The sequence below is a fragment of the Rhodovulum sp. 12E13 genome, assembly GCF_003340565.1.
Classification (GTDB): Bacteria; Pseudomonadota; Alphaproteobacteria; order Rhodobacterales; family Rhodobacteraceae; genus HLUCCA09.
The window spans coordinates 1-26,457 of sequence record NZ_QPLK01000007.1; the positions used below are offsets into that span (position 1 = coordinate 1).

Sequence of the window (26,457 nt, forward strand, 5' to 3'; positions counted from 1 at the left end):
TCTTTGCCGGAAACCACGGGGTCTGCGCGCAGGGGGTCAACCCCTTCCCGCAGGCGGTGACGGCGCAGATGGTGGCCAACTTCCGCGCCGGCGGGGCGGCGATCAACCAGCTTTGCGGGGTGGCCGGTGCCGAGCTGTCGGTGGTGGCCCTCGATCTCGACCGGCCCACGGCGGATTTCACCCAGGCGCCGGCGATGACCGAGCCCGACGCCCTCGCCGCGCTGCGCGCCGGGGCCGATGCGGTCGATGCCTCGTCGGACGTGCTGATCCTCGGCGAGATGGGTATCGGCAACACCACGGTCGCCGCCGCGCTGGCCCACGCGCTCTTCGGCGGCACGGCGGCCGATTGGTCCGGGCCGGGCACCGGCGCCGATCCCGCCGGAGTGGCGCGCAAGGCCGAGGTCGTGGCGCGCGGGGTGGCGCGCCATGCGGGCCTCTCGCCCATGGGCACCCTCGCGGCGCTCGGCGGGCGCGAACAGGCCGCGCTCTGCGGCGCGGTGCTCGCCGCGCGTGCGGCGCGGATTCCGGTGATCCTCGACGGGTTCATCTGTACCGCGGCGGTGGCCCCGCTGTACGCCGCCGACCCCGCCCTGATCGCCCATTGCCTCGCCGGGCATCGCAGCGCCGAGCCCGGCCACGCCCGCCTGCTCGCGGCGATGGACCTCGCGCCGCTGCTCGATCTGGGCCTGCGACTGGGCGAGGGCACCGGGGCCGCACTCGCCCTCGGCCTGCTGCGCGGGGCGCTCGCCTGCCACGACGGCATGGCGACCTTCGCGGAGGCGGGGATCGCGGGCGGATGAGCGCCCTCCGGCGCCGGTGGGACGAGGCGCGCCTTGCGCTGATGCTGCTCACGCGCCTACCCGCGGGACGGATCGCGCATGACATCCCGCTTGCCCGGTCCCGCTGGGCCTATCCGCTCGTGGGCGTGCCGGTGGGGCTGATCGCGGGCCTCCTGCATTGGGGCGCGCTCGGCCTCGGGGCGTCCGCCGCGGTCGCCGCGGTCGCGGCCCTCGCCGCGCTCGCCGCCGTCACCGGCGGGCTGCACCACGACGGCCTGGCCGACTTCGCCGACGGCCTGGGCGGGTCTGACCGGGCGCAGCGGCTCGAGATCATGCGTGACAGCCGGATCGGCAGCTACGGCGTGCTGGCGCTCGGCCTGGTCGTGGCTGCCATGGGGGCCGCGATCGCCGATCTCGGGGCAGGGGTCGCGCCCGTCGCTTTCGTCGCCATCGCCGTGGCGAGCCGCTGCGCGATGCTCGCCGCCCTCGTTTTTCTGCCGCCAGCGCGGGCCGACGGCCTCGGCGCTGCGGCCCATGCGCCAGGGGGGCGGGCAGTCGCGACGGGCGGCGTTATCGCCCTTGTCTGCCTGATCCCTCTCGGCGCGACGGCCGTGCCCGTCGCCGCCGCGATGAGCGCCGCGGCGGCGGCGCTTGCCATGACCGCCCGTCGCCGCCTCGGCGGCCAGACCGGTGACGTGCTGGGCGCCGTCCAGCTTGCATCCGAAGCGGCCGGCTGGATCGCCCTTTCCGTTTCGCTATCCCCGATCTGAGCCGAGCCGGCTGCACCGCCGCGCCGCCCGGACACCGCATCCGGCCCGCAACGATCGACCGTTCCGGCGGCTTCGGCATTCAAGCCTTGAGTGTCAGATCCCCTGTGAGTGTGCGGCCGTTTCTTGAAGAGCTCCGGCCTTTGGTGGTGCCAATCCTTGAGCACGTCGTTGGGCGTTCTGCCCTTCAGGACGGATTGCGGGAGCTGGCCGTTGTAGAGGCGGACGTAGCGCAGGATCGTCTGTTCGAGGTCCTCGCCGGAGCGGAAACGGTGGCTCTGCAGGACGTCCTCGATCCGGCCGTTGCACCGCTCGACCATGCCGTTCGTTTGCGGCCGCATCGGCGGCGCGAGGCGATGCTCGATCCCGAGGTCGGCGCAGAGACGGTCGAACTCGTGGTTGCCCGTTGCAGCACGCTTGCGCAGGCCGAACAGCCGGTCGGTGAACTCCTTGCCGTAGCACATCTTGAAGCGAGCGGTTGACGCGGCCATGGACGGCTGCGGAGCCATCATGGAGCGCAGCAGTCCGCCATCCTGATTGTCGCGCTGATCTCACCCAGATTGTCGCGCTGCAGCGCCGGCGGTTGGCCCGAATGGCAGCTCGCGGCCGAGAGCCGCCATCTGTTGCCACGCCTCTGCGGGGCCGTTCCACACCGGCAGCCTGCATCAGTTCACCCGAATTCTTATCCTTTTTTGCATCAGTCTGCATCAGTCACGGATGCGATGTTCCTGGTAATGTCCGGTTATGTTCTGGCTCCCTTCCAAGGCGGATCTCACCGTTCTTCAGCCCCCAAGCCTTTGATTACCCAAGCCTATAGTTGGGCGACTCGCGGGTGATCTGCACGTCGTGGACGTGGCTTTCCTTCAGCCCGGCGCCAGTGATGCGCACGAAGCGCGCGCCGCCGCGCATCGCCTCGACGGTGGCGCAGCCGGTATAGCCCATCGCCGCCCTCAGGCCACCGATCAGCTGGTGAATCACGGTGCCTGCCGGCCCCTTGTAGGGCACCTGACCCTCGATGCCCTCGGGCACCAGCTTGTCGGTCGCGGCATCGGCCTGGAAGTAGCGGTCGGCCGAGCCGCGGGCCATCGCGGCCATGCTGCCCATGCCCCGGTAGCTCTTGAACGACCGCCCCTGGTAGAGGATCACCTCGCCCGGGCTCTCGTCGGTGCCGGCGAGCATCGAGCCCACCATGGCGCAATCGGCGCCTGCGGCGATGGCCTTGGCGAAATCGCCGGAAAACTTGATGCCGCCGTCGGCGATCACCGGCACGTCGCCGCCGGCCTCGCGCGCGGCGGCCGCGCAATCGAGGATCGCCGTCAGCTGGGGCACGCCCACGCCGGCCACCATCCGCGTCGTGCAGATCGAGCCGGGTCCGATGCCCACCTTGATCCCGTCGGCGCCGGCGCCGATCAGGGCGCGCGTGGCCTCGGCCGTCGCCACGTTGCCGGCGATCACCTGCACCTCGTTCGAGGCGCGCTTGATCCGCTCGACGGCCCGCGACACGCCAGCGGAGTGGCCATGCGCGGTGTCGACGACGATCACGTCGCACCCGGCGTCGATCAGCGCCTCGGAGCGCTCGAAACCGGCGTCGCCCACCGTGGTCGCGGCGGCCACGCGCAGGCGGCCGAGCGCGTCCTTGCAGGCACCGGGGTTGAGCACCGCCTTCTCGATGTCCTTCAACGTCAGGAGGCCCGTGAGACGCCCCTCGGCGTCGACCACCAGCAGCTTCTCGATCCGCCGGGCCTGCATCAGCGAACGCGCCTCGGCCGGGTCGACCGGCTCGCGCAGCAGGGCGAGGTTGTCGGCCGTCATCATCGCGTGCACGGGCGTCGCGTCGTCGGTGGCGAAGCGCATGTCGCGATTGGTGACGATGCCGACCACGCGCCGTGCCTCGTCGACCACTGGGAAGCCGGTGATGCGGTAGCGCTCCTGCAGCGCCTTGGCGTCGGCCAGCGTCTGGTCGGGGCGCAGCGTGACGGGGTTGTACACCGTGCCGCTCTCGAAGCGCTTGACGCGGCGCACCTCCTTCTGCTGCGCGTCGATGTCGAGGTTGCGGTGGATCACGCCCATGCCGCCCGCCTGCGCCATGGCGATGGCCATGTCGGACTCGGTCACCGTGTCCATGGCCGAGCTGATGAGCGGGATGTTGAGCGTGATCGCGCGGGTGAGCCGGGTGCGCAGGTCGGCCTGGCTCGGCAGCACCTGGCTCGCGCCCGGCACGAGGAGGACGTCGTCGAAGGTGAGCGCTTCCCGAATCTCCATCGTCGTCATCTCCCCATGTGGCTGCGGTGCGGCGGCTTCTGGCACGGATCGAAGGGCGGGGAAAGACCGGTGGGAAGGGCAGCGAGGGTCGGGCTCAGCCCGTCGCGCCGAGGCCCGAGGCGATGGCGTTGACCGAGAGCAGCAACTCCGGCAGCAGCGCGTCGGCGGCCGCCGCGTCGCCGCCCTCGCGGCGGGCGCGCCAATCGGTGAGTAGCGCGATCTGGCGGGCGTGCAGAGGGGCAAGCGCGGCGTCGCGGCGGTCAAGCCGGCGCTGGACGGCGGGGCGGGCTTCGGCCACCGGCGCGCCGTAGATCTCGGCCAGCGCGGCACCGGTGCGGGCGTGTTCCGCCTGCACGGTTCCCAGAAAGCGCTCGGCCACCTCACGGTCGGGCACGAGCACAGCGTAGTCGGCCATCCGGTCGGTCGAGGCGCGCGCCCATGCGGTCGCGGCGTTGGACACCAGGAAGTGCACCGGCGGCCAGCGGCTTTCTTCGGCCTTGGCGGCGACAAGCGCGGCGAACAGGTCGGGCGCGCGCGCCTGCAGCCGCTCGAGCGCGGTGCCGAGGCCGTACCAGCCGGGCAGGAGGAAGCGCGCCTGGTTCCACGCGAAAACCCAGGGGATCGCACGCAGGTCGCCCAGCGTGCGCCGGCCCGTGCGGCGGGCAGGGCGCGAGCCGTGGCGGCTCTGCTCGATCAGGTCGATCGGGGTGGCGGCGGCAAAGAAGTCGAGAAAGCCCTCGGCTTCGACCAGCCCGCGCCACGCGGCAAAGCTCTCGTCGGCGAGATTGTCCATCGCGGCGAGCAGCTCGGGCGGGTCGTCGCGCCGGTCGAGGGTGGCGCCGAGCGCGCCCGCGAGCAGCAGCTCGAGGTGATGCGCCGCCGTCACCCGGTTCGCGTATTTCTGCGCCACCGTCTCGCCCTGCTCGGTCATTCGCAGATCGCCGCCGAGCGCTCCGGGCGGCAGCGCGGCGAGAAAGCGGTGGGTCGGCCCCGCCCCCCGCCCGATGGCGCCGCCGCGGCCGTGGAAGAAGCGGATGCGCACGCCGTGCCGCCGCCCCAGCGCCACGAGGCGCGACTGCGCGCGGTAGAGCGCCCAGAACGACGCGGCGAAGCCGCCGTCCTTGCCGCTGTCGCTGTAACCGATCATCACCTGCAGCACCGGCTCGGGCTCGCCCGCCGCCTCGGCCTGCCGGTCGAGCGAGCGGCGCGCGACCGGCTCGGCGAGGTAGGCGTCGATCACCTCCTCGCAGCGCTCGAGATCGTCGATCGTCTCGAGCAGCGGCACGACGGGCAGGGGCAGCCACGGCCCCTCCGCGTCGCGGCGCATCAGGCCCGTCTCGCGGGCGAAGAGATGGCAGGCGAAGAGGTCGGCCGCGCTGCGGGTCATGCTGACGATCAGCGCGCCCAGTCCTTCCGTGCCGTGATGGGCGACGTGGTCGGCCAGCGTTTGGTAGAGTTCGCGCATCGCGTCGGCCTCTGGCCCCACAGGGGCGCCCGGCGGCGCGAAGGGGCGGGCGCGGTGCAACTCGCGGGCGACCAGCGCCGCGCGCCGCTTCTCGGGCCAGTCGGCAAAGCGTGCCCCCTCGGGCTCGCCGGCGGCGGCGAGGAGCTGTCCGAGCGCGCGGTCGTGGAAGGCGCTGTTCTGGCGGATGTCGAGCGTGGCCAGATGCAGGCCGAAGCACTCCGCCCGGTCGAGCACCGGGTCGAGATCGGCCTCGGCGAGCCGTTCCGCGCCAGCCTCGACGAGCCAGCCCCGCAGGCGGCGCAGATCGGCCGCGTAGGCGGCGCCGGTCGCGTGGCAGGCAGCGGGGCAGGGGCCCGCCTCGGGCGGAAGGGCGGCGGCGATCAGGCCCACCGCCTGCCGGAACGGCTCGTCGGGGTTGCGCGCGAGGGCGGCCGCGCCGGCATCGCCCAGCGCCTCGGCCCGCGCGGCGATCCACTCGACCAGCCCCGCGGGCGGCGCCTGCCGCCGTGCGGACAGGCTCAGCCGCGCGCCGAGCGTATCGAGCGCCGCGCGCTGGAGCCGCAGCGCCTCGGCGCGGAAGAGCGCGAGCGTCTCGCGCGTCGTCTCGGCGTCGACCAGCGGGTGACCGTCGCGGTCGCCCCCCACCCAGTCGCCGAAGGTGAGGCGGGGCCGCGCGGCCCGCCCGGCCCGGAGCGCGGGGTCGAAGCCCGCCCGCGACCAGGCCGCCGCGAGCCGCCGCTCGACCCAGGGCAGGACATGCGGAAAGACGGTGGTGAGGTAGTGCACCACGTTGGCCCGCTCGTCGGCGATCGTGGGCTTCTCGAGATAGATCTCGCCGGTGCGCCACAGCCGCTCGAGCACCGCGCGCGCCTCGTCCTCGAGCGCGGCGCGCTCGGCGCCCGTCCACATCGTGTTCTCCATCTCCACCAGCAGGCGGTAGAGCGCGCGGTGATGGTCGAGCACGGTGCGCCGCTTGGCCTCGGTCGGGTGCGCCGTCAGCACCGGCTCGACGCGCAGAAGGGGCAGGGCGGCGGCGATGGCCGCGCCGTCCTGCCCCGCCGCCTGCAGCCGGGCGAAGTGCTGGTCCCACGAGCCGGAATCGGCAGCGAGCCGCCCGGCCGTCTCGACGGCGCGGCGGTCTTGCGCGATGGCGTTCTCCTCGGCCGCTCCGATGAGCTGGAGCGCGACGGAATATGCCTGCAGGTCGGCATGGCCGAGCGCGCGCCCGTCGCCGCCGGCGGGGCCGCGGCCGCGGCCGTGCAGGTCGGGCCAGGGCAGGGCGTCGGCCACCGCGCCCTCGCCGAGCGTGTCGAGCACCTCGGCGAAGGCGCGCATCAGGAAGCCGAGCGTCACGTCGGCCTTCGCGTGCAGGTCGGGTTCGCCCATGCGCGTGCCTTTCGCCTCGTGGGTCGGGCGAGGGGCGCGGCCCTAGCGCAGCGCCGCCAGCACCCGCGCCCAGCTGCGGATGCCCTTGTGAAAGCTCTCGACGTCGTATTTCTCGTTGGGCGAGTGCAGGCCGTCGTCGTCCTTGCCCCACCCTGCCAGCAACGAATCCATCCCCAGAACCGACTTGAAGTAGCCCGCCACGGGGATCGAGCCGCCCGAGCCGACGAAGGCCGCCGCTTCCCCCCATTCGTCGGTCAGCGCGCGGCGCGCGATCTCGAAGGCGGGGCTGGAGGTGTCCATCCGGCTCGCGGGCGAGGCGCCGTGGCCCTGGAACTCGACCGTGCAGTCGTCGGGCACCATGGAACGCACCATCGCGCGGAACGAGGCGCGGATGGCAAGCGGGTCCTGGGCCCCCACGAGGCGGAACGAGACCTTGGCCGAGGCCTGGCTCGGCAGCACCGTCTTGAAGCCGTCGCCGGTATAGCCGCCGACGATTCCGTTCGGCTCGGCCGTGGGGCGCGACCAGAGCATCTCGAGCGCCATGCGCCCCTGCTCGCCCGCGAGGTCGCGCAGCCCCACGGCGCCGAGAAACGCCTCGTGGTCGAAGCCGAGCGCCTGCCACGCCGCGCGCATCTCGTCCGCAAGCTCGGGCACACCGTCGTAGAAGCCGGGAATCGTCACCCGGCCCGTCTCGTCGTGGAGCGCGGCGAGCACGCGGGCCAGCACGCGGATCGGGTTCATCGCCGCGCCGCCATACATGCCGGAATGCAGGTCGCGGTCGGGGCAGGTGATGGTGATCTCCTCCTGCAGCATGCCGCGAAGCTGGGTGACGATGGCGGGCACGCGGTCGGCGAAGAGGCCGGTGTCGCAGATCAGCGCGAGATCGGCGCGCAGTTCGTCGGCGTGCGCCTCGAGGAACGGGACGAGCGAGGGCGAGCCCGATTCCTCCTCGCCCTCGAAGAAGATCGTGAGGTTGGCAGGCAGGGTGCCGTGGACCGCCCGCCACGCCCGGCACGCCTCGACGAAGGTCATCAGCTGGCCCTTGTCGTCGGCCGCGCCGCGGGCGCGGATCACGGGGCCGTTCGGCGTCTGCTCGATGGCGGGGTCGAAGGGGTCGCGGTGCCACAGGTGCAGGGGGTCGACCGGCTGCACGTCGTAATGGCCGTAGAAGAGATAGCGCCCGGCCGGCGCGCCCTCGGGCGCGGCATGGGCCACGACCATCGGGTGGCCCGGCGTGTCGCGGCGGGCGGCGTCGAAGCCGAGGCTGTCGAGGTCGGCGACGAGCCAGTCGGCGGCGCGCCTGCACTCGGCCGCATAGGCGGGGTCGGTCGAGATGGAGGGGATGCGCAGCAGCTCCATCAGCCGGGCCGTCGCGGCGTCGAGATCGGCGTCGATCCGGGCGAGCACGGGGTCGAGGATGGGGTCTGCGTCCTTCATGGCGGGCCTCCTGCGGTCGGGAGCGCGACCCTACCAGCACGCGCCCCCGTGTCCAGCCGGCGGGCGAGGGACGGGGCGGGTGAAGGGACGGGGCGGGTGAAGGGACGGTGCCGGCGGCGGAACGGGGCCGGCGGCGGGACGGGGCCGGCGGAGGGACGGGGCCGGCGGAGGGACGGGGCCGGCGGAGGGACGGGGCGGGCAGCCGCCGGCCACCGGGCGGGCAGGGCGAAAAACGGGGCCCTCCCGCCTCCGTTCGCCGCCTTGCGGCGGCTCGCTCCGTTGGGCCCGGCGCCGGCTGGCGCCGGCGCGGTCGCGCGGGGCAAGCGGCGGTGCGCCCATGCCGGTAACGGCGCGGCCGCGCCGCGCCGGGCAGGGCCGGGGTGGACCGGGACGGGCAGGGCCGGAGCGAAACCGGCAGGGCCGGCCGCCACCGGAAGCAGGCAGCCGGGTCGATTGCACGGCCCCCGCGCGCGTCGGGGGCCGAAACCCGCAGCTCTCCCGCACGCGGCACGGGCGACGCTGCCCGGGCGCTGCCGGCGGGGCCGCTCAGAGCTTGGGCGGCTCGCCCCGATCCGCCGGGCCGGGCGCGCTCCCGGCGCGGGCGCGGCGGCCGCCGCGGCGCCGCTTCACGCGGCCTGCGCGGTCGGGCAGGTCGGCCAGCACATCGCGCCGCTCGTCGGCGCTCATGACCGACCACATGCCGATCTCCTGGATCGTGCGGAAGCAGCCGACACAGATCCGCTCGGTCGGATGGATCTGGCAGACCTTGATGCAGGGGCTCTCCGGCTCGTCGCGGCGCCACACGTCGTCTCGGCCCATGTCACTCCCTCTCTTCGACGCGCAGATGCGCCATGCGGTCGAGCGCACCCTGCAGGATGTAGGCGGCCGCGACCTTGTCGATGACCTCGGCCCGGCGGGCGCGGCTGGCATCGGCCTCGATCAGCGCCCGCTCGGCGGCCACGGTCGACAGCCGCTCGTCCCAGAACGCCATCGGCAGATCGGTCAGCCGCTCGAGGTTGCGGGCGAAGGCGCGCGCGGACTGGGCGCGCGGCCCTTCCGTTCCGTCCATGTTGCGGGGCAGGCCGAGCACCACGCCGCCCACCTCGCGCCCGCCGAGCAGCTCCAGAAGCCGCGCGGCGTCGGCGCCGAACTTCGTCCGCTTCAGCGTCTCGACCGGCGTCGCCGAGCCGAGCAGCCGGTCGGAGAGCGCCACGCCGATCGTCTTCGTGCCGAGATCGAGCCCGGCGATCGGCCGGCCCGGCGGCACCGCGCCGGCGAAGTCCTCGATCGTCTCGCAGATCACGGCGCCCGCGGCCTTCCGTTCGGGCACGGCACCGCTGCGCGCCGAAGGGCGCCGCCCCGTGCCGCGCCGTCGCCCGCCTCCGTCCGGTCGGGATATGCCGGCACGACCATGCCGCCCTCAGCCATGCCGGGCACCGCGCGCCTCATTGCGCCACGCCTGCGTCGCGGGCAGCGCGCAGAATGGGCAGGCGCGCGACCTCGTCTTCGAAGACCTGCTGCGCCTCTGCCCAGATCGCGGCCGCCTGCTCGCGCCGGCCGAGCACGCCATAGGCGCGGATCAGGCGCGCCCAGTCCTCGGGGGGGCCGCCGGTGGTGGCCAGCCGCTCCGACAGGCCCGAGACCATGCCCTCGATCATCTGCATCCGCTCGGCCGGGCTCATGCCCTCGGCCGCTTCCACGTCGGAGGGGGCGGGGCCTCGGGGCGCGGTGCCTTCGGGGGCGGGCGGCAGCCGATAGTCGATGCCGGCCCGCGCGGCGGCCTGCTCGATCTGCGCGCGGATCGGGCCGATCCACGGGGCGTCGGCCGGCCCCTCGCGCAGCTGTGCCTGCCAGATGCGGAAGGCGAGGTCGGGCCGGCCGGTCTGCAGCTGCATGGCGCCCATGTAGTAGCGCGCCGTGCCGTTGCCGGGGTCGCGGGCGAGCGCCTCCTCGAAGGCGCGTTCGGCCTCGGGCGAGACGTAGCCGCCCGCCGCCAGCACCATGAGATCGCCGTAATCGGCCCAGTCCCGGGCGGTGGCGGCCGGCCCGAGGATCTCGATCACCCGCTTCTGCGCGGCATGGGCGGCGGCGAAATTGCCGAGGCCCGCCTCGTTGCGCGCAAGCAGGCGATGGCCGTCGAGGTCCGAGGGGCGCTCGGCCACCGTCGCGCGCAGCCGGTCCATCAGCTCGAGAAAATCGGCCGAAGCGGAGGGATCGGGCGCGGAAGGCAGGCTTGCCTCGGCCTGCGCCTGCGTCGGGCGGGTCGCGCGGCGCTCGGCGGCGTCGTCGAGACGGGCCACCAGCGGCATGTCGGGGTAGGCGGGCGCGCCGATTACGGTGTAGAGCCAGAGGCTGCCGCCGAGCACCGCCACGCCCGACAGGGCGGCGGTGACGAGGGTCGCGGCCTTCGGTGCGCGGCCCGTCGGCCCGGTCTCGGCAGAGGCACGGTCGGCCTCGAGGATGCGCCGCTTGATCTCGGTGCGCAGGCGCTCGGCCTCCTCCTCGCCGACAAGCCCGCGCGCGAGATCCTTGTCCACCGCGGCAAGCTGGTCGCGGTAGATCCGGATGTCGAAGCGCTCCATCTCGGCCTCGGCATCCTGCGCGCGGAGCAGGGCGAGCGCGATCAGCCCCGTCACGGCGAGCGCCAGCCCCGCGGCCACGATCCAGAACAGCATGGCGTCTCCTCGTCCTGCCTGCGCTCCGAAATAGTCGAGGCCCGCCCCGCCCGGAACCCCCCGCGACAACGCTTCCAACGGGCCTGCCGGCGCGGCGTCCGGCCGGGTGTCGTGCGGTCTGCGCCGCGCCCGCCCCGCGCCCGCCCCGCGCCCGCCCCGCGCCCGTCCCGGCCGCGGCGACCTGGGCCGCCCCCCGGCCACGCCGCGCCCTTCCCGCTGTCGCAATCCGTCACCATCCTGCCGCTTGCAGGCGTGGCGCACATCCCCCCGCCTGCCAAACCGGAAAGGCCAGCCCGCAGCAGAATCCGCAGGGAGCGTGAGATCATGCGCCGCTATTCCGCCGCCGCCATCGTCCGCGAGGCCGCCCGCCACCACGAGGGGTGGGAGCGCGCCTGGGCCTCGCCCGAGCCCAAGCGGAAATACGACGCGATCATCGTCGGCGGAGGCGGCCACGGCCTCGCCACGGCCTACTACCTCGGCAGGAACTTCGGCCTCACGAACGTCGCGGTGCTCGAGAAGGGCTGGCTGGGGGGCGGCAACACCGGCCGCAACACCACGATCATCCGCTCCAACTACCTGCAGGATCCGTCGGCCGCGATCTACGAAAAGGCGCGCGCGCTCTACGAGACGATGAGCCAGGATCTCAACTACAACGTCATGTTCAGCCCGCGCGGCGTGATGATGCTGGCCCAGACCGAGCACGAGGTGCGCGGCTACAGGCGCACCGCCCACGCCAACGCCCTGCAGGGCGTCGACACGGAGTTCGTCGGCCCCGAGCGGGTGAAGGAACTGTGCCCGATCATCAACATCGAGGGCCCCCGCTACCCGGTGCTCGGCGCCCTGTGGCAGGCGCGGGCCGGCACCGCCCGGCACGATGCGGTGGCCTGGGGCTATGCGCGGGCGTGCTCGGCGATGGGCATGGACATCATCCAGAAATGCGAGGTGACCGGCGTGCGCTCGTCGAACGGGCAGGTGATGGGGGTGGACACGACGCGCGGGCCGATCGACTGCGACAAGCTCGGCATCGTGGTGGCGGGCCATTCCGGCGCGCTGGCCGAGATGGCGGGCTTCCGCCTGCCGATCGAGTCGGTGGCGCTGCAGGCGCTGGTGAGCGAGCCGATCAAGCCGGTGATGGACGTGGTGGTGATGGCCAACACCGTGCACGGCTACATGAGCCAGTCCGACAAGGGCGAAATGGTGATCGGTGGCGGCGCCGACGGCTACAACAACTACACCCAGCGCGGCAGCTTCCACCACATCGAGGAGACGGTGCGCGCGCTGATCGAGACCTTCCCGATCATCTCGCGGCTCAAGATGCTGCGCCACTGGGGCGGCATCGTCGACATGACCGGCGACCGCTCGCCGATCATCTCGAAGACGCCGCTCGGCAACTGCTTCATCAATTGCGGCTGGGGCACGGGGGGCTTCAAGGCGATTCCCGGCTCGGGCTGGGCGATGGCCGAACTGATGGCCAGGGGCGGCTCGCCGCTCGCTTCGGCCTTCACGCTCGAGCGCTTCCGCGAGGGCCGGTTCATCGACGAGAGCGTCGCCGCGGGGGTGGCGCACTGAGGATGGTGCGGTCAATCGCCTCCGCCGCCATCGGCGCTCCGACCGAAGCTCTGCGCCCCGCCGCCATCCTCGGCGGCGCGGCGCCCGGCACGCCATCGGGAGAGGGCCCAGACGCCGTTCTCGGGTTCCGTTCTGGCGCGGAAGGGAGGCCGGCGTGGGCGATGTGCGCCGCGGATGAGCGCGCCGGAGAGCGCGGTGACGATCGGCAGCAGCCGGCCGGCGAAGGGCAGATCGCGGGCGCAACCCATCCGCTCTTCCGGTCGAGGCGGTCAGTCGCCGCCCCCGCCACAAACGGTAACGTCGCCGGTATGGGCGCCGGTATAGGCGCAGCCCGCCGTGCCGCGCCGGTTGCGCGCCGCGCAGGGGCGCATCGCCGCAAGAGTCACCAGCATGGCGCGCGCCAGGGGCCGCGTGGCACCGAGGAAATCGGTCGTCACAGGGCGCGCGGGCGAGCCGGCGCTGGCCGGCCCGCCGGCGCCTCAGCTGTCGTCGTCGTCGGTCCGGGCGGCTCTCATCCGGGTGTAGAGCAGCCCTGCCGTGGCGATCACCACGAGCGCGACTCCGAGGGTCGTCATGTCCATGGCGCGTCTCCTGTCCGTTGCGGGGGCCTGTCCCGGCCGCCTCTGTCTCAGCGGAATGCGGCGCGCGCGCGGCGGCGCCATGGCGCCGCCGTGTCGCATGGGGCGCCCCGGTCGCATCGCGCCTCCGCGTCCGCTCCTGCGGCCCTCCGCACGGGCAGGACGATCACGGTACCGGGGCGCCGGCGGAACGTCGCCCCCTTTCCTCTCGTTGCGCCCCTGTCAGCAACGACAGGAGCATCGTCATGGCTCAGCAGCAGCGGAACACCCCCGACAGCGAGCAACACCGCACCCTCGGCGGCAAGTCGAGGCGGGGCGGGTCGAACAACGTCATCATCGGAACCGTCATCGTCATCGGCGCGATCGTGTTTTCCTTCGTCTTCTTCGGCAACTGGGAGGGGGCGGACATCGGCCGGACCGAGAGCGCCGGCGGCACGGCAGACGGCGAAGCCGCCGCGACCGCCCCGACCTACGGCGAGGGTGAGCCGGCCGACGTGGAGGGCGTCCCCGCCGCCGAGCAGTAGGCCCGGCGCCTTCGCCCGGGTGCCCGCACGCCGGGTCGCCCGCGGGCGCCGCGCAAGGGGCGGCCTCATGACGGCCGCGTTTCCGGGGCGCCGGGCCGGCGCCGCACGACTGTTGCGGCGCCCGTCTGGCGCCGTCGCGGGTTTGGGGCGCGCTGCCGGGGGGATCGGGTCGACCGGATCCAAGATCCTCCGCGCGGCCGGCCTCGTTTTACCGTTTCGGCATGCCGGGGGGCGCCACGCCGCTCCCCGTCGTCACCGACCGCCTGCTGCCAGTCGACCTCGCCCGCCAGTGGGGCCGGAAACCGGCTGCGCGACGACGGGCCGGAACCCGGCGGCCGGGACGCGGGGCGCTGCGCGCAGGCACGCCACGGACAGACACCCCCGCCGCGGCAACCTCGGCGACGAGCTCGTGGAGGTCCGGCGCTTCGGTGCCCCCGGCCAGACGGCCGCCCGTTTCCAGGCTGCCAATATCGGCCTGCTCACCGTCTCCACCCTGCACGAGCGGGGTGGAGACCTTCTGCTTTCCGCCCCGACCGAGAGGGAGGCACCTGACCCATGCTCCTGCTGACCTGCCCCCATTGCGGGATCGACGCCGACGAGACCGAGCTTGCGCCCGGCGGCGAGGCGCATCTGACGCGCCACGGCCCCGGCGCGACCGACGACGATTTCGAGTCATATCTCTTCCTGCGCGACAATCCCCGCGGCGTGCATCTCGAGCGGTGGCGCCATGCCAATGGCTGCGGCAAGTGGTTCATCGCCGCGCGCTGCACGGTGAGCCTGGAAGTGTTCGGCACCTATCCGGCGCAGACCGCGCGGCCCCCGCAGCACGTGCTCGACGCGATCGAGGCCAAGCGGCCGGGCGCGACCCGGAAACTTCCCGTCATGGAGGGCGCGCGATGAGCCTGCGTCTGCAGACGGGCGGGCGGCTGATCGACCGCGCGACCCGGTTGAAATTCAAGTTCAACGGCAAGGGGCTGAAGGGCTATGCCGGCGACACGCTCGCCTCGGCGCTGATGGCGAACGGGCAGGGCGTGCTGGGGCGTTCGTTCAAGTATCACCGGCCGCGAGGGCTGGTGGCGTCGGGAGCGGAAGAGCCGAATGCGCTGGTGGGTCTGGGGCGCGGTGCCCGGGCCGAGCCCAATCAGCGCGCGACGACGACCGAGCTTTTCGACGGCCTGTGGGCCGAGAGCCAGAACCACTGGCCCTCGCTCGAGCGCGACGTGGGCGCGGTCAACGGCCTGCTTGCCCGCTTTCTGCCGGCGGGCTTCTACTATAAGACGTTCATCCATCCGCGGCCGGCGTGGAAGCACCTGTTCGAGCCGGTGATCCGCGCCTCGGCCGGACTCGGGCGCGCTCCGAAGAAGCCCGACGCCGACCGCTACGAGCATTTCCACGCCTTCGTCGACGTTCTGGTGGTGGGCGGCGGCATCGCCGGGCTGAACGCGGCGATCGAGGCGGGCGCGTCGGGCGCTCGGGTGCTGCTGATCGAGCAGACGCCCCATTGGGGCGGCCGCACGCCGGTCGACGTCGAGGGCGGGGAGGCGCGGGTGGCGCAGGCGCTCGCCCGGCTGCGCGAGATGCCCAACGTGAAGATGCGCACCCGCTGCATGGGTGCGGGCGTGTACGACCACGGCTTCGTGCTGGCCTACGAGCGGGTGTCGGACCATGCGCCGGGGGGCGACGCGCCCCGCCACCGGCTGTGGAAGATCCGCGCCCGCCAGGTGATCGCGGCCACCGGCGCCATCGAGCGGCCGCTGTCCTTCCCCGGCAACGACGTGCCCGGCGTGATGCTCGCCTCGGCGGTGCGAGACTACGTGGTGAACTGGGCCACCGCGCCGGGCCGCCGGACGGTGGTGGTGACGAACAACGACGACGCCTACCGCACGGCTCTGACGCTGGTGGCGCACGGGCTGGAGGTGCCGCTGATCGTCGACGCCCGCACGGGCGGTGGCGGCGCGCTGGCCGAGATGGCGCGCGCGCAGGGCATCGAGGTGATGACCGGCGGCGCGGTGCACAAGGTGCGCGGACGGGCGGGCGTGACAGGCGTCGATGTCGGCCCGCTGGCCGAGGGCGCCGTGCGGCGGCACGTGCCCTGCGACGCGGTGGCGATGTCGGGCGGCTGGTCGCCGGTCGTCCACCTCTGGTCGCATTGCGGGGGCAAGCTGTTGTGGGCCGACGAGGGCGCCTTCTTCTACCCCGATCCCGGCCTGCCGCCGAAGGGCCGCGACGGCGAGGGCTTCGTGCTCTGCGCGGGCGCGGCGAACGGGGCGCTGCGCGCCGGCGAGGCTGCCGAGAGCGGCGCGGCGCAGGGCAGGAGCGCCGTGCAGGCCGCCGGGTTCACCGCGGAAACCGCCGAGCCGGTGACGCTCGACGCGCCCGTCGAGGCGCCGTTGACCCCCGTCTGGGTCATGCCGGAGGAGGCCGGGGTCAGCCAGCGCGAGAAGATGTGGCTCGACTTCCAGAACGACGTGAAGGTCTCCGACGTGCAGCTCGCCGCGCGCGAGGGCTTCGAGTCGGTCGAGCACACCAAGCGCTACACCACGCTCGGCATGGCGACAGATCAGGGCAAGCTGAGCAACATCAACGGGCTGGCGATCCTGTCCCAGGCGCTGAACGAGGAGATCCCGCGCGTCGGCACCACCACCTTCCGCCCGCCCTACACGCCGATCTCGCTCGCCTCGATCGCGGGCGAGGCGCGGGGCGAGACGTTCCAGCCGATCCGCCGCACGCCGATGCACGACTGGCACGAGGCCCGCGGCGCGCGGTGGGAGCCGGTGGGTCACTGGCGCCGCCCCTACGCCTATCCGGCCAGGGGCGAGAGCGTGGAGGACGCGGTTGCGCGCGAGGTGAAGAACGCGCGGCAATCCCTCGGCCTGCTTGACGCATCGACCCTGGGCAAGATCCTCGTGAAGGGGCCCGACGCGGGGCGTTTCCTCGACATGCTCTACACCAACAACATGAGCAAGCTGAAGGCGGGCCGCTGTCGCTACGGGCTGATGTGCACCGAGAACGGCTTTCTCACCGACGATGGCGTGGTGGCGCGGCTGTCCGACGACACCTGGCTCTGCCACACCACCACCGGCGGGGCCGACCGCATCCACGCCTGGATGGAGGACTGGCTGCAATGCGAGTGGTGGGACTGGCAGGTTCACACCCTCAACGTCACCGAGCAATGGGGCCAGATCGCCGTGGTCGGCCCCAACGCGCGCACCGCGCTCGAGCGGCTGGGCGGCATGGACGTGAGCCGCGAGGCGCTGCCCTTCATGGCCTGGTCCGAGGGGGAACTGGCCGGCATCCCCGCCCGCGTCTTCCGCATCTCGTTCTCGGGCGAGCTGTCCTACGAGGTGGCCGTGCCTGCTCACCGCGCGCTGGAACTCTGGGAGCGGCTGTTCGATGTGGGCGCCGACCTGGGCGCGCAGCCCTACGGAACCGAGGCGCTGCACGTGATGCGAGCCGAGAAGGGCTTCATCATGATCGGCGACGAGACCGACGGCACGGTGATCCCGCAGGACCTCGGCCTCGACTGGGCGATCTCGAAGAAGAAGGACGATTACCTGGGCAAGCGCGCGCAGGAACGGCCCCACATGACCGACCCCGCGCGCTGGAAGCTCGTGGGGCTCGAGACGCTCGACGGCGCGGTCCTGCCGGATGGCGCCTATGCGGTCGCGCCGGGCAGGACCGAACTCGGCCAGCGGCGGATGATCGGGCGGGTGACCTCGACCTACCACTCGCCCACGCTCGGCCGCGGCATCGCCATGGGGCTCGTGGAGCGGGGTCCCGAGCGGATGGGCGAGGTGCTCACCTTCCCCGGTACCGACGGGAAAACCTACAGGGCGCGCATCGTCGAGCCGGTGTTCTACGACGCCGAAGGGGAGAAACAGGATGTCTGACGCGACGGTTCTGGGCGCGGCGCAGGCCGAAGGCTTTGCCACAGTGCGCGAGGTGCCGGCCCCCGGCATGATCGCTCTCAAGGGCGACCTCTCCTCGCCTGCGCTCGCCGAGGCGGTGCGCGCCGTTACCGGCTGCGCCGTGCCGGGCCTGCGTCGGATCGAGGCGGCCGGCCCGGCCTGCGCCGGCTGGATGGCGCCCGACGAGGTGCTGCTGATCGTGCAGCGCGGCGACGTGCCCGCCGCGCTGGCGACCATCGCCGAGCGCCTGTCCGGCGCGCACCACCTCGCCGCCGACGTCTCCGACATGCGGGCGGTCTTCCGCCTCGAGGGGGCGGGCGCGCGCGAGGCGCTGGCCAAGCTCGCGCCGGTCGATCTCGCCCCCGGGGCCTTCGAGCCGGGCGAGCTGCGCCGCACCCGCCTGGCGCAGGTGCCGGCGGCGTTCTGGATGGAGGAGGGGGGCATCACCCTCGTCTGCTTCCGCTCGGTCGCGCGCTACGCGTTCGACCTGCTCGCCGGCGCCGCGGCCCCTGGCGGCGCGGTCGGCCACTTCGCCTGACGGGCGCGCGGCGTCTCGCTCCGGGCGGCGCGGACCGCGTGCCCGCCGGGCACGACGGCCCGCCAGCCCGTCGCATCCCTCGCCTGCGCGCGCCGCGCCTCCGGCTTCTTCTTGCTTCAAATATCCCGGGGGAGTCGCCCGGAACGGGCGACGGGGGCAGCGCCCCCTGCCACGGCGCCCCCTGCACACGCCCTATTCGGCGGCGCGTGGCGCGCTCTCGCCCTGTTCGACGAAGGCGCGCAGCCGCGCGTCCTCGAGCTGTGCCGCGAGCACGCGCCGCGCCGTCGCCACAGCGGCGCGGCGCAGGGCGGCGAGGTCGGCGTCGGCCAGCAGGCGCTCGGCCTCCTCGGCCGCCCGCTCTGTCTCGATCGTGGTGTCGGTCTCGCCGTTGAGGTCGAAGCGCTCCCAGTAGCCCATGTCGATCCGGTCCCTGTCCTTCGAATTGGCGGTGCCGCGCAGCCGCTTGAGCAGGAACTCCTCGCGGCTCTTGACAGCGTAGTGGTTGACCTGTCCCAGCGCATAGCCCTCTTCCCCGCCGGGAAAGCGCCAGCCCTTGCGCAGGATGGCCTCGCTCATCTCCTGCCCCGAGCCGTTGAGCCAGCGCACGGGCGGCAGGGTCTTGCGGGTCTTCTCGAAGCGGGGGCGATGGACGCCGAAATAGTCGAAGGCCGCGGGGCGAAAGAGCGACTTGACCCCCCGCACCAGCCCGTTCTCGGGCGCCTCGAGCGAGCAGCCGCGGGTGAAGCGGCCCGTCACCGGCGCGTCGACCCAGCGCGCGGCGCCGCCCGAGCCCATCAGCCGCCAGCCGAGCGAGATCGCGTCGGGGTGACCGGTCTCCTCGAGCAGGGCGGGCAGGGTGCGGTCGCCCGCGTGAAGGTTCAGAAACTCGTCGGCATCGATGACGAGCAGCCAGTCGGCGCCGCGCACCGCGTCCATCCGGTTGGCGCGCCAGTAGGCGCGGCGCTGCGGGTCCATCCCCTTGCCCACGGGGTTGTCGTGGTGGCGCAGGACGCCCATCGCCTGCAGCCGGTCGAGCATCAGGTTGGTGCCATCGGTGCAGTCGTTGGAAAAGACGGTGATGTCGGTCACGCCGAGCGCGCGGTGGTGCGCCAGCCATTCGACGAGGTAGGGCGCCTCGTTGCGCATCGTGGCGACGAGATGGAGGCGCGCCTCGCGCCCCAGGCGGGCGGGGGCGGGCAGGGGGGCGCCGTCTTGTCCGGTGTCCGTGGGCGTCTCGCCTGCGGCGTCGCGCAGGGCGGCGCGGGCGGCGCGCTTTCGCCCGGTGCGCGAGCGCGCGACCAGAAGGGCGAGCACCTTGTCCGGCACGCCGGCGGCGCGGTACTCGGCGACCTTCTCCTGCACGGGCCTGGGCAGGTGCTGGGTGAAGAGGATCCTGTCGAGGCGGTCGAATGGCACCGACGCCGCGTGCTCGAGCTCTTCCATCCAGCGTGCGTAATCGGCGGTGGCGCGCAGGTGCGCGACACGGGCGGCGTGGTGGGCGAGCGCCTCGTCCTGCAGGCGGGCGAGCTGGGGGTCGGCGAGCCAGTCTGCCATCAGCCGGCGCGTCTCCGGCACGAGTCGAAGCGCACCCTCGTGGCGTTCCTCGTTGCGGTCGAACAGCGCGAAGTAGGCGGCGTCGTACTTGTCCTGCTTGAGGTTCACGTTGCCGCGCAGCCGCCGCAGCAGGTAGGCCTCGCGGCTCTTGACGGCATAGTGGTTCATCTCGGCGAGGCCGTAGCCGAGCGTCGGCTTCGTCGAGCGCCAGCCTGCGCGCACGAAATCGGCGGGCATCGGGCGGCCCGAGCCGTTGACCCATCTCTGCGCGGCCAGGGCGCGTGCGCGCGCAGCGTCGGTTCGGGCGCCGTGGACGGTGGGGCGGTGGATGCCGAGCTTCAAGTGGGGGAAGGGGCGAAAGAGCGTCTTGACCCCCCAGCCCTTGCGGAAGGCGTCGGGCGCGGCGCGCGTGTAGCTCTCGGTGACGAGGCCGGGATTCCAGTCGCTCAGGCCGGACGAGCCGAAGAAGCGCCAGGTGATCGCGCAGGCGTCGGTGCCTTCCGGCAGTGCCGCGACGAGGTCGGGCAGGCGGCCCCCGCCGGTCCTGACGGTGACGAACTCGTCCGCGTCCATCACGAGCAGCCAGTCGCTTCCGGTCACGGCGGGGTTGGCCTCGGCGAGCGACAGGGCGTGGGGCTGTGGCTTCCTGCCTGCCGGCACCTCGTTGCGGAAGTGGTGAACGAGGCCCATCGCCTGCAGCCGGTCGAGCATCCGGTCGGTGCCGTCGGTGCAGTCGTTGGTGTAGACGACGATCCGGTCCGCGCCGGCGGCATGGTGGTAGGCCAGCCATTCGACGAGCGAATGACCCTCGTCCTTCATCATCGACAGGATGGTGATGCCAGCCCGCTCGGACATGTCTGTCAGGGTCCCCCGGATCGTCTGCCGGCCGTGTCGTTCGTCGCGCGCGGGGCCATCCTGACGCGCACGGCCTACGATCGCATCAAGATTTGGCGGGAATGGGGCGAAGCCGCCGGGCGGGGCACATTGGGGGGGCACATTGGGGGGGCGCATTGGCGGGGGCTCGGGCGGGAGCACGTCTGCGACCGCGGCGCGGGAACAGCGCGCGGCGCGGCGGGTTGACGCGCGTGGAGGTGGGCGTCACATACCGCACGGTCTAGCGACGCCCGCCGCGACGGGCCATCACCACACCAACGGGGGACGATCATGAGCTTCACCCTTCCCGACCTGCCGTATGCCCACGACGCGCTCGCCGAGCACGGCATGAGCCGCGAGACGATGGAGTACCACCACGACATCCACCACAAGGCTTACGTCGACAACGGCAACAAGCTGATCGCCGGCACCGAATGGGAGGGCAAGCCCGTCGAGGAGATCGTCAAGGGCACCTACCAGGCGGGCGCCGTCGCGCAGAACGGCATCTTCAACAACGCCTCGCAGCACTGGAACCACACCCAGTTCTGGGAGATGATGGGGCCGGGCAAGCCGGGCATGCCGGGCGAGCTCGAAAAGGCGCTGACCGAGGCCTTCGGCTCGGTCGACAAGTTCAAGGAAGAGTTTGCCGCCGCCGGCGCCGGCCAGTTCGGCTCGGGCTGGGCGTGGCTGGTGAAGGACACCGACGGCTCGCTGAAGGTCACCAAGACCGAGAACGGCGTGAATCCGCTCTGCTTCGGGCAGACCGCGCTTCTGGGCTGCGACGTCTGGGAGCATTCCTACTACATCGACTTCCGCAACAAGCGCCCCGCCTACCTGCAGAACTTCCTCGAGAACCTCGTGAACTGGGAGAACGTGGCCAGCCGCATGTGAGCGCGGCGGCCGCGGGAGCGGGGGGCCAGCCCCCCGCGCCCCCCGGAGTATTTCGACCAAGATGATGGGGCGGGGCGCCGGGCTCCGCCCCTTTGCTGTGTGACCCGCGTCGCAGGGGCATGGATCGGCGCCCGGGGGGACCGGGACCATGCAGTGCGGTCCATGTAGTGCGGGGCATGCGGTGCGGGGCGTGCGTTGCGCGCCGGGCACCCGCGGTAGCCCGGCGCGCGGCACTGCGGGGCAGGGTGTCGGAGGGATGGTCGCGCGTACCCTTTGCCGCATGGCGCGGACGGGCGGAATCGGGCGAAGCCTCTGCCGGAGAGGGTATGCTCCGATGGCGATGTCCGACCTGCGTGATCTGTCCCTGCCCAGGCTGCTCGACATGCCCCCCCTGTGGCTCCTGCTGTTCGTGGGGCTGGCACGGGTGCAGGCGGTACGGTGGCCGGTCTGGCCGGTCGAGCTGCCGCTGGTCGACCTCGCCGCGGGCGTGCTCGTGGGGGGCGGCGTGCTGCTGATGGGGCTCGCTCTGATCGAGATGCGCCGCGCGCGCACAACGATCGTGCCGCACCTGCAGCCCGAGGCTCTGGTCACGAGCGGCGTCTTCGCGCGCACGCGCAACCCGATCTATCTCGGCGACCTGTGCATCCTGGCCGGGCTGATCCTGTTCTGGAAGGCGTGGCCGAGCCTCGTGCTCGTTCCGCTCTTCGCGTGGCTCGTGACCGACCGCTTCATCCGCCCCGAGGAGGCGCGGCTGCACGCGCGCTTCGGCGCGCGCTTCGAGCACTGGGCGCAGCGGACGCGGCGCTGGCTCTGACCGGGCCGCTCCGGCCGGGTGTGCGGAAGTATACCGAAACGCCCTGCAACGGCGGGCCTTGTTAGCGGTAACGGGGGCTGTTGCCTCCTGCGGCAAGGTGCTACAGGCCCCGCGATGGACCGACAGACGATGAACCGACCGCACAGGGCCGCCTTGGCGCGGCCCTTTCCTTGGACAGGGGGGATTGCCACGTGAAGATCGGGTCTCCGAAAGAGGTGATGGAGGGCGAGCGGCGCGTCGCGATGACGCCCGACAGCGCAAAGCAGCTCCAGAAGCTGGGCCATGAGTGCTACGTCGAGGCGGGCGCGGGTGTGCCCGCGGGCTTCACCGACGACGCCTATGCCGAGGCGGGCGTGACGGTGGTGACGGGCGAGCAGGCGCTGTTCGACGCCGTCGACGTGGTCGCCAAGGTGCGCCCGCCGACCGAGGCCGAGGTCGACATGCTCCGCGAGGGGCAGACGCTGATCAGCTTCTTCTACCCGGCCTCGAACGAGGACCTGATGAAGCGCGCGGCCGACCGTGGCGCGACCGTGCTGGCGATGGACATGGTGCCCCGCATCAGCCGCGCGCAGAAGATGGACGCGCTGAGCTCGATGGCCAACATCGCGGGCTATCGCGCCGTGCTGGAGGCGGGCAACGAGTTCGGCCGCTTCTTCACCGGCCAGGTCACGGCGGCAGGCAAGGTGCCGCCCGCCAAGGTGCTGGTCGTGGGCGCGGGCGTGGCGGGCCTCGCCGCGATCGGGGCGGCGACGTCGCTCGGCGCGATCACCTACGCCTTCGACGTGCGCCCCGAGGTGGCCGAGCAGATCGAGTCGATGGGCGCGGAATTCGTCTATCTCGACTTCGAGGAGGAGACGCAGGACGGCGCCGCCACGGGCGGCTACGCCGCGCCCTCGAGCCCCGAGTTCCGCGAGAAGCAGCTCGAGAAGTTCCGCGAGCTGGCGCCGGATGTCGACATCGTCATCACGACCGCGCTGATCCCCAACCGGCCGGCGCCGGTGCTGTGGACGAAGGACATGGTCGAGGCGATGAAACCCGGCTCGGTCATCGTCGATCTCGCCGCCGAGCGGGGCGGCAACTGCGAACTGACGGTGAAGGACGACCGCGTCGTCACCGACAACGACGTGACGATCCTGGGCTACACCGACCTCAACAGCCGGATGGCCACGCAATCCTCCACCCTCTACGCGACGAACGTCCGCCACCTGATGACGGACCTGACGCCGGAAAAGGACGGTGTGATCGTCCACGACATGGAGGACGACGTCATCCGCGGCGCGACCATCGCGCACGAGAACGAGGTGACGTTCCCGCCGCCGCCGCCCAAGGTGCAGGCCATCGCGGCCCAGCCGAAGAAGGACAAGCCGAAGGAGCTGACCCCGGAGGAAAAGCGCGCGCAGGAGGTCGCGGCCTTCCGCAAGCAGACGATCAACCAGGTCGCGCTGCTCGGGGTGGGTGCGGCCGCGGTGCTGGCCGTCGGCGCGGTGCCGGGGATGCCGGCGAGCTTCATGCAGCACTTCATCGTCTTCGTGCTGTCCGTCTTCGTGGGCTTCCAGGTGATCTGGAACGTGGCGCACTCGCTGCACACGCCCCTGATGGCCGTCACCAACGCGATCTCGTCGATCATCATCCTGGGCGCGCTGATGCAGATCGGCTCGAGTTCGATCATCGTGACGATCCTCGCCGCGGCCGCGGTGTTCATGGCCGGCATCAACATCTTCGGCGGCTTCCTCGTGACGCGGCGCATGCTCGCCATGTTCCAGAAGTCGTGAGGCGGGAGTAGGGACACATGGAAAACGCATTCACCATCGCGGCCTACGTGGTCGCCGCCGTCCTCTTCATCCTCTCGCTGGGCGGTCTTTCGGGGCAGGAAAGCGCCAAGCGCGCGGTCTGGTACGGCATCGTCGGCATGGCGCTGGCCGTGGTGGCCACGCTCATCGGCCCCGGCGCCGGCCTGTGGTGGCTTTCGCTCGTGCTGATCGTGGCCGGAGCGGCCATCGGCGTGCAGCTCGCGCAGCGGGTGCAGATGACGCAGATGCCCGAACTCGTCGCGGCGATGCACTCGCTGGTCGGCCTCGCCGCGGTCTTCGTGGGCTTCAACGCCGATTTCGAGATCAACCGCGTGGCGGGGATGGACGAGGCGGCGATCGCCGCGCTCTCGGGCTTCGCCGAGCTCGTGGCCAAGAAGACGCCGGTCGAGATCACCATCCTTCAGGTCGAGCTGAGCCTCGGCATCTGGATCGGCGCGGTCACCTTCACCGGCTCGGTCATCGCCTACGGCAAGCTCGCGGGGCGGGTGAACACCGCGGCCGCCAAGCTGCCGGGCGGGCACCTTCTGAACGCGGCAGCGGCGCTCGGCTCGATCGCCATGCTCGCGCTCTACCTGGGCGGCGCCGGCTCGTGGACCCTGTTCCTGATGGCGCTGCTGGCGTTCTTCATCGGCTACCACCTTATCATGGGGATCGGCGGCGCCGACATGCCCGTGGTGGTGTCGATGCTCAACAGCTATTCGGGCTGGGCGGCGGCGGCGATCGGCTTCTCGCTGTCGAACGACCTGCTGATCGTGGTGGGCGCGCTCGTCGGCTCCTCGGGTGCCATCCTGTCCTACATCATGTGCAAGGCGATGAACCGCTCGTTCATCAGCGTCATCCTCGGCGGCTTCGGCGGCCCGCAGGGCGCGCAGGCGGCGGTCGAGGGCGAGATGGTGGCGACCAGCGCCGACGAGGTCGCCCAGTCGCTCGAAGAAGCCGACTCGGTCATCATCGTGCCGGGCTACGGCATGGCGGTGGCGCAGGCTCAGAACAACGTGGCCGAGCTCACCCGCCGCCTGCGCGACAAGGGCAAGGAGGTGCGGTTCGCCATCCACCCCGTTGCGGGCCGGCTTCCGGGGCACATGAACGTGCTGCTGGCCGAGGCGAAGGTGCCCTACGACATCGTGCTCGAGATGGACGAGATCAACGACGACTTCCCCGAGACGGACGTGGTGATCGTCATCGGCTCGAACGACATCGTGAACCCCGCCGCGCAGGACGACCCCAACTCGCCCATCGCCGGCATGCCGGTGCTGGAGGTCTGGAAGGCCAAGACCGTGTTCGTCTCGAAACGCGGGCAGGGGACGGGCTATTCGGGTATCGAGAACCCGCTGTTCTTCAAGGATAACACGCGGATGTTCTACGGCGACGCGAAGAAGAGCCTCGACGATCTGCTCACGCGCGTCTCCTGAGCGCTGCGATCCTGACAAGAGGGCGCCGTCCGGCCGGGCGGCGCCCTTTCCCGTTCCGGCCGCGTCGCGCGTGGGGCCCGGTCACGCCCGTGACCGTCGGAGCCGGGGAGCGCCAAGGACCGGCACGGGGAAGAGCTGCCGCGCCGTGTCGGGCCGGATGAGGCGCTGCACGGCGCTCCGCCGCGAGATGCCTGCCCCGGACGCTCTCGCGGCGGCGCGGCGCTCTCGACCACCGGGGCGGGGCGGCGGCTCGGCCTGCCCGGGATCGGTCGCGTTGACCGCACGGCCCGGGCCGTGCGCCTTTTGCGGTCGCACCGAGGCGCGCCATGTCCGGGGGAGCGCCCTCCCGGGGGATCGACCCCCGGTCGGCCGCCCACTCCCGTGTCTCGCGGTGCCCGCGTCGGGCCTATCGGGCCGTACGTTCGGGCGGGTGCCCGGGCGGGTGCCCTGGCTTGTGCCGGCGCATCCCGGCGATACCCGGGGAGCGAGGGCCGCGAGAACGGAAAACTGCCGGGTCGGTTAGCGAAGCGTCAAGCGCCGGCGGTGCGCATGCGAATGCCTTTCAGGTCAACCCCTTGGCGCGGCGCCGACGCTGCCGTGATCGCCGGGGCATGGGGCTGTACGCGGCGCATCGGCCTGCGTTCGCCCGGTTCGCCGGTGATCCGCCGGCGCCCGTTTACCGCCCGTTCAAGGCTGCGGCCCTATGCCCTCACCGATCCGGGCGCGCCTCTGGCGCCCCCGACAGGCCGAAAGGAGTGAAGCGGGCAATGGAGATCATCGGAAAACTGACCGAGGACAACGGTCGCATCGAGTTCCGGTGCGAGCGGTCGGGCCTCGTGGTCCGGGGCGACTACCCCGAATGGGTGCTCGCCGCCGCGGCCGAGATGCTGGCCGCGGTCGCCGAGAAGGAAATCGAGGGCAGGATCGAGGAGCTGTCGGCCCTCGTCGAGTTCGGCGAGGCCACCGAGACTGCCGTCGACGGCGCCAAGTGGGAGCACAAGAGCCGCTTCGAGATCGTGCCGCAATGCACCGTCACAATGGGCTCGACCGAGTATCGCTGGGTCGCCCCCGATGCCGAGGCCGTCCGCATCGGCGAGTTCGACGGCCACCCCGTGAAGCGGGTCCACAACATGGCGCTGACCCGCAACGACAGCTTCCTCGCCAACGAGCCGGGAGTCGGCCCGGGCTCGGGCAAGCCGTCCTGACAGGCGCCC

Annotated in this window: 20 protein-coding genes and 1 pseudogene; 12 read left to right on the forward strand and 9 right to left on the reverse strand. The window is 72.3% G+C overall.

What is annotated here, in order from left to right:
- A partial coding sequence (locus DLJ49_RS07925; protein WP_147277284.1) for a nicotinate-nucleotide--dimethylbenzimidazole phosphoribosyltransferase occupies nt 1-800 on the forward strand: 800 nt, incomplete at its 5' end.
- Nucleotides 797-1,549: an adenosylcobinamide-GDP ribazoletransferase gene (gene cobS, locus DLJ49_RS07930; protein WP_115393007.1), complete on the forward strand. Its 753-nt coding sequence runs from the start codon at nt 797-799 to the stop codon at nt 1,547-1,549. The genes DLJ49_RS07925 and cobS, both read left to right, overlap by 4 nt.
- An 89-nt stretch (nt 1,550-1,638) precedes the next feature.
- On the opposite strand, the pseudogene DLJ49_RS07935 reads toward cobS, so the two are convergent.
- From DLJ49_RS07935 to ccmI, 7 genes and pseudogenes are all read right to left on the reverse strand, one after another.
- A pseudogene (locus DLJ49_RS07935) lies at nt 1,639-2,001 on the reverse strand (integrase core domain-containing protein); the annotation flags it as partial.
- Nucleotides 2,002-2,347: 346 nt separating this feature from the next.
- On the reverse strand, nt 2,348-3,808 hold the full coding sequence (guaB, locus tag DLJ49_RS07940) for an IMP dehydrogenase (RefSeq protein WP_115393008.1): 1,461 nt from the start codon (nt 3,806-3,808) through the stop codon (nt 2,348-2,350).
- A 94-nt stretch (nt 3,809-3,902) separates the two neighbouring features.
- Nucleotides 3,903-6,659 carry a phosphoenolpyruvate carboxylase gene (locus tag DLJ49_RS07945; protein ID WP_115393009.1) on the reverse strand — a complete coding sequence of 919 codons (2,757 nt, stop codon included), beginning with the start codon at nt 6,657-6,659 and terminating at the stop codon, nt 3,903-3,905.
- 42 nt (nt 6,660-6,701) lie between these two features.
- Complete coding sequence (locus tag DLJ49_RS07950; RefSeq protein ID WP_115393010.1) at nt 6,702-8,096, reverse strand: M20/M25/M40 family metallo-hydrolase; 1,395 nt, start codon at nt 8,094-8,096, stop codon at nt 6,702-6,704.
- Between the two features lie 546 nt (nt 8,097-8,642).
- Nucleotides 8,643-8,915, reverse strand: a complete 273-nt coding sequence (locus tag DLJ49_RS07955; RefSeq protein ID WP_115393011.1) for a DUF1289 domain-containing protein — start codon at nt 8,913-8,915, stop codon at nt 8,643-8,645.
- A 1-nt stretch (nt 8,916) separates the two neighbouring features.
- Nucleotides 8,917-9,399, reverse strand: a complete 483-nt coding sequence (gene ruvX, locus DLJ49_RS07960) for a Holliday junction resolvase RuvX (RefSeq protein ID WP_115393175.1) — start codon at nt 9,397-9,399, stop codon at nt 8,917-8,919.
- Nucleotides 9,400-9,541: 142 nt separating this feature from the next.
- Nucleotides 9,542-10,771 (reverse strand): c-type cytochrome biogenesis protein CcmI, encoded by a 1,230-nt coding sequence (gene ccmI, locus DLJ49_RS07965; RefSeq protein ID WP_115393012.1) that lies wholly within the window; start codon nt 10,769-10,771, stop codon nt 9,542-9,544.
- A 324-nt stretch (nt 10,772-11,095) separates the two neighbouring features.
- On the opposite strand from ccmI, the gene DLJ49_RS07970 reads away from it, so the two are divergent.
- A complete protein-coding gene (locus tag DLJ49_RS07970) occupies nt 11,096-12,340 on the forward strand; it encodes a sarcosine oxidase subunit beta family protein (RefSeq protein WP_115393013.1) in 1,245 nt (414 codons plus the stop codon).
- 269 nt (nt 12,341-12,609) lie between these two features.
- Here the strand turns inward: DLJ49_RS07970 and DLJ49_RS21720 are convergent, their stop codons facing one another.
- The gene (locus DLJ49_RS21720) at nt 12,610-12,777 is read right to left on the reverse strand and encodes a hypothetical protein (protein ID WP_158547422.1); all 168 of its coding nucleotides are present in this window, start codon (nt 12,775-12,777) and stop codon (nt 12,610-12,612) included.
- 386 nt (nt 12,778-13,163) lie between these two features.
- Between DLJ49_RS21720 and DLJ49_RS07980 the strand changes: the two genes are divergently transcribed.
- From DLJ49_RS07980 to DLJ49_RS07995, 4 genes are all read left to right on the forward strand, one after another.
- The gene (locus tag DLJ49_RS07980; RefSeq protein ID WP_115393015.1) at nt 13,164-13,442 is read left to right on the forward strand and encodes a hypothetical protein; all 279 of its coding nucleotides are present in this window, start codon (nt 13,164-13,166) and stop codon (nt 13,440-13,442) included.
- A gap of 555 nt (nt 13,443-13,997) precedes the next feature.
- Nucleotides 13,998-14,342: a sarcosine oxidase subunit delta gene (locus DLJ49_RS07985; protein WP_115393016.1), complete on the forward strand. Its 345-nt coding sequence runs from the start codon at nt 13,998-14,000 to the stop codon at nt 14,340-14,342.
- Nucleotides 14,339-17,332 carry a sarcosine oxidase subunit alpha family protein gene (locus DLJ49_RS07990; protein WP_115393017.1) on the forward strand — a complete coding sequence of 998 codons (2,994 nt, stop codon included), beginning with the start codon at nt 14,339-14,341 and terminating at the stop codon, nt 17,330-17,332. Before DLJ49_RS07985 ends, DLJ49_RS07990 begins: the two co-directional genes overlap by 4 nt.
- Nucleotides 17,325-17,888, forward strand: a complete 564-nt coding sequence (locus DLJ49_RS07995; RefSeq protein ID WP_115393018.1) for a sarcosine oxidase subunit gamma — start codon at nt 17,325-17,327, stop codon at nt 17,886-17,888. Before DLJ49_RS07990 ends, DLJ49_RS07995 begins: the two co-directional genes overlap by 8 nt.
- A 192-nt stretch (nt 17,889-18,080) precedes the next feature.
- On the opposite strand, the gene DLJ49_RS22385 is transcribed toward DLJ49_RS07995, so the two are convergent.
- Entirely contained in the window at nt 18,081-20,297 is a 2,217-nt protein-coding gene (locus DLJ49_RS22385) for a glycosyltransferase family 2 protein (RefSeq protein ID WP_233488856.1), read from the reverse strand.
- A gap of 309 nt (nt 20,298-20,606) precedes the next feature.
- On the opposite strand from DLJ49_RS22385, the gene DLJ49_RS08010 reads away from it, so the two are divergent.
- The 5 genes from DLJ49_RS08010 (at nt 20,607) to DLJ49_RS08030 (ending at nt 26,448) form a co-directional block, all read left to right on the forward strand.
- The gene (locus DLJ49_RS08010) at nt 20,607-21,206 is read left to right on the forward strand and encodes a superoxide dismutase (protein ID WP_115393019.1); all 600 of its coding nucleotides are present in this window, start codon (nt 20,607-20,609) and stop codon (nt 21,204-21,206) included.
- Between the two features lie 334 nt (nt 21,207-21,540).
- Nucleotides 21,541-22,020: a methyltransferase family protein gene (locus DLJ49_RS08015; RefSeq protein WP_369932506.1), complete on the forward strand. Its 480-nt coding sequence runs from the start codon at nt 21,541-21,543 to the stop codon at nt 22,018-22,020.
- Nucleotides 22,021-22,211: 191 nt separating this feature from the next.
- Nucleotides 22,212-23,792, forward strand: coding sequence for a Re/Si-specific NAD(P)(+) transhydrogenase subunit alpha (locus tag DLJ49_RS08020; protein WP_115393020.1), 1,581 nt, complete (start codon nt 22,212-22,214; stop codon nt 23,790-23,792).
- A 17-nt stretch (nt 23,793-23,809) separates the two neighbouring features.
- Complete coding sequence (locus DLJ49_RS08025) at nt 23,810-25,243, forward strand: NAD(P)(+) transhydrogenase (Re/Si-specific) subunit beta (RefSeq protein WP_115393021.1); 1,434 nt, start codon at nt 23,810-23,812, stop codon at nt 25,241-25,243.
- Between the two features lie 767 nt (nt 25,244-26,010).
- Entirely contained in the window at nt 26,011-26,448 is a 438-nt protein-coding gene (locus DLJ49_RS08030; RefSeq protein WP_115393022.1) for a hypothetical protein, read from the forward strand.
- Nucleotides 26,449-26,457 lie beyond the last annotated feature (9 nt).